The following is a 3534-nucleotide window of genomic DNA, read 5'->3' as shown; positions in this document are numbered from 1 at the left end:
AATGGCCGCCGAACCGGGAGGTAATGGCCGCCGAACCGGGAGGTAATGGCCGCCGAACCGGCCGACCCCTAGCCGAACGCACCAAGCGCCCGGTCGGCCTGCGCGAGTTCCTCCTCGGCCGTGGCCAGCCGGTCGGCCGCAGCGTCGGCAGTCTGCTCGACCGCGTCGGCGCTGGCCTCCGCGGTCTCCACTTCTTGCTCGGCGGCGCTCAACGTCTCCAGGAGCTTCTCGTAGCGTCGGCGCGCGGTGGCGATCCGTGCGCGCGCATCGGCGACGGCGCCGCGCGCCTCGCGAAGTGCCATCGCCGCGGCGTCGACGTCGGCTGACGCGACGGCCCGGCGCTGTCTCGCCGCTTCAATCTCGGCGTCGTCGGGCTGGTCGAGGGCGCTCTTCGACGGTGCCGTCGTCCGGGACGTCGACGGCTGATCCCTGGTCCTGCGCTCGGTCGACGAGACCGCCGTCACCGCACCGAATTCGCCGAACCCCGACCAGCGCTCGGCCTTGGCGAGCCGACCCAGCCTCGCCGCCACGTCGGGGTCGGCGATCGCCGCCTGCAGCGTGCCGACGACGTCATCGCGCAGCGCCGCCGACGGTTTGGCCTGACCCGTCGCGGCGAACCCGATGCGGACGAGCTCGTCGACGAGCTTGCGTTGAGCTGCGGACAGCGCCCGGATCCGTGGGCCGTCCATCGATGCGTGCGCCGTGCGTAGCTCCTCGGCGAGCTCGGCCAATCGGCGCCGCGCCGTGCCGTCCGCGCGTACCACCGCATTCACCACCCACGCCGCGGTGGTTGGGCGGCGGGCTTTCGCGATCCGCTTGGCGGCCGCCGTCTCGCCACGCTTCTTGGCGGCGGCCACCAACTCCGTCCTCAAGGAGGTGAAGTCCTCTGGCGCAGCGGCATACAGCTCGTCGAGCTCGGCGTCCTCAGTCACAGCGGTGACGCTCCCCGGAGGTGCTCGAAGATCAGTGAGGTCTGAGTACCTGCGACGTCGGCGTCGGCGTTGAGATTCTCCACCACGAACGACCGCAGGTCGTCGGTATCGCGCGCCGCCACGTGGAGGATGAAGTCGTCCGCGCCCGCGAGGAAGTACACGTCCATCACCTGTGGCCGCTTCCGGATGTGTTGGATGAAGTCGATGATCTTGCCCCTGGCGTTCGCCTGCAGGCTCACCGAGATCATCGCCTGGAGGGACAGCCCGATCGCCGCCGGATCGATGTCGGCGTAGAAGCCGCGAATCACCCCAAGGTCCTGCAGCCGTCGTACCCGGCCGTGACAGGTGGACGGCGCGATGCCGACGAGATCGGCGAGGACGCTGTTGGGCATGCGCGCATCGCCGTGCAACGCAGTCAAGATCCGCCGATCGACGTCGTCGAGGTCGGCGCGTTGAACATTCTTCGACGGCACCGTGTCAGCGGCCGCCGTGATCGACGATCGTTCAGTCATCACCCGATCTTAGCGAAGTATCGTCAGCCCCATTGCGGTTCAATCGAACGTTCTTCACAATTTAGGCAGCCAGAAACGACCATAGGAGCCGTCATGCGCGTCGGAGTCCCGACTGAGATCAAGAACAACGAGTACCGCGTCGCCATCACTCCCGCTGGTGTCGCCGAACTAACCCGCCGCGGTCACGAGGTGCTCATCCAGGCCGGCGCCGGGGACGGCTCGGCGATCTCCGACCGTGACTACAAGGCCGCGGGCGCAGAGGTCATCGACACCGCCGACCAGGTCTGGGCCGAAGCCGACCTGCTGCTCAAGGTCAAGGAGCCCATCGAGGCCGAATACGACCGGATGCGCAAGGGCCAGACCCTGTTCACGTACCTGCACCTCGCGGCGTCGAAGTCGTGCACCGATGCGTTGATGGCCTCAGGCACCACCTCCATCGCGTACGAGACCGTCCAGACCGTCAACCCGGACGGTTCGGTGGCACTTCCCCTCCTGGCCCCGATGAGCGAGGTCGCGGGCCGCCTCTCCGCCCAGGTCGGCGCCTACCACCTCATGCGCAGCCATGGCGGCCGTGGCGTCCTGATGGGCGGCGTCCCCGGCGTCGCACCCGCCGAGGTCGTCGTCGTCGGCGGCGGCATGGCCGGCCACAACGCTGCCCGTGTCGCCAGCGGAATGGGCGCACACGTCACCGTCTTCGACCTCAACGTCAACACGCTGCGCAAGATCGACGGCGAGTTCAGCGGCAACATCGAGACCCGCTACTCGTCGACGCTGGAACTCGAAGAGGCCGTAAGGCGCGCCGATCTGGTGATCGGCGCCGTACTGGTCCCTGGCGCCAAGGCGCCCAAGCTGGTCACCAATTCGACTGTGGCACAGATGAAGTCTGGCGCGGTCCTGGTGGACATCGCGATTGATCAGGGCGGCTGCTTCGAGGATTCGCGCCCTACCACCCACGACGATCCCACCTTCGCCGTGCACGACACCGTGTTCTACTGCGTGGCCAACATGCCCGGCGCCGTCCCGCGGACGTCGACCTTCGCGCTGACCAACGCCACCATGCCGTACGTGCTCAAGCTCGCCGACAAGGGATGGCAGGCCGCCTGCGCGGCGGATCCGGCTCTCGCCAAGGGCCTTTCGACCCACGAGGGCGCCCTCGTCTCCGAGCAGGTCGCCTCCGACCTCGGATTGCCGTTCACCGATCCGGCGACGATTCTCGCCTAAGGCAAGCAGTCCCGCCGACACCCCGCCCAGGCCGGGGTCGTCCGCCGGAACGGCTCGCGCGCCCCAGCTGCGTGGCATCATGGTGCGCACGAATGGCCGCGACACGACGGCGGGGGCGAAGATGGCGGCAAGGGTGTCGATCTGCGGTGTGAGCCCATGAGCCCGTCGCGATACGCCGCAGCCAGCGTCACCGGACCGCGTGAGAAGAACGACGATCGGTGGAGTGCCGATCCCGACGCAGGCCTGTTCGTCGTGTCCGATGGCATCGGCAGTGCCTCCCACGGCGGATTGGCGGCGCAGGTGGTCGTCGATCGACTTCCCGCGTACCTCGCCGCGCAACGTGCCCGGCCCGGGCGGGCCGACCCACGCCACTGGCTGCCCGCGGCGATCGCCCACCTGTCCGACGAACTGCATCGGCGCAGCGTCGGACCCGACGGCCTCACCGGTACGACGGCCACCGTGGTGGCGGCGCTCAACACCGGCCGCGACTGCGTGGTCGCCCATCTCGGCGACAGCCCTGCCTATCTGCTGCGCGACGGCCAGCTGACGTGCCTCACCACCGACCACACCATTGCCCGCGTCCTGATGGACGCAGGCGCCATCACCGCCGACGAGGCGCTCGCGCACCCTGGGCGCAACAAGCTCACCAGGCACGTCGGGATGGAGCCACCCGCCCACCCCGACGTCACCCAGGTCGAACTGCACCCCGGCGATCGACTGCTGCTGTGCAGCGACGGCATCAGCGGCGTACTCGGCGAGGACACCCTGCGCGACGTGCTGTCCTCCGCAGGCGACCCTGAGGCGACGTGCGCCGCCCTCATCGAGGCCGCCACCAATGCCGACAGCACCGACAACATGACGGTGGTCGT

The 3534-nt window shown here is 69.0% G+C and carries 4 protein-coding genes; 2 read left to right on the top strand and 2 right to left on the bottom strand.

Annotated elements, in window-relative coordinates; translation table 11 throughout:
* Positions 1-68 precede the first annotated feature (68 nt).
* Positions 69-932, bottom strand: coding sequence for a hypothetical protein (locus tag ABW137_RS35890; RefSeq protein ID WP_526407742.1), 864 nt, complete (start codon positions 930-932; stop codon positions 69-71).
* Positions 929-1444: an HTH-type transcriptional regulator AldR gene (aldR, locus tag ABW137_RS35885; RefSeq protein WP_526407740.1), complete on the bottom strand. Its 516-nt coding sequence runs from the start codon at positions 1442-1444 to the stop codon at positions 929-931. Before aldR ends, ABW137_RS35890 begins: the two co-directional genes overlap by 4 nt.
* Positions 1445-1537: 93 nt before the next feature.
* Between aldR and ald the strand changes: the two genes are divergently transcribed.
* On the top strand, positions 1538-2665 hold the full coding sequence (gene ald / locus ABW137_RS35880; protein WP_526407738.1) for an alanine dehydrogenase: 1128 nt from the start codon (positions 1538-1540) through the stop codon (positions 2663-2665).
* Positions 2666-2821: 156 nt separating this feature from the next.
* Positions 2822-3534: PP2C family protein-serine/threonine phosphatase (locus ABW137_RS35875; protein ID WP_526407736.1), on the top strand; the 713-nt coding region annotated here is incomplete at its 3' end.

It is taken from the genome of Mycobacterium sp., assembly GCF_040509115.1.
Classification (GTDB): domain Bacteria; phylum Actinomycetota; class Actinomycetes; order Mycobacteriales; family Mycobacteriaceae; genus Mycobacterium.
Note: the sequence above shows the minus strand (reverse complement) of the source record. Positions and strands in the feature narration are given on the sequence as shown.

Bases quoted from the DNA above. Each gene is read 5' to 3' on its own strand.
- ald (WP_526407738.1), top strand. From the start codon at position 1,538: ATGCGCGTCGGAGTCCCGACTGAGATCAAGAACAACGAGTACCGCGTC.
- aldR (WP_526407740.1), bottom strand. From the start codon at position 1,444: ATGACTGAACGATCGTCGATCACGGCGGCCGCTGACACGGTGCCGTCG.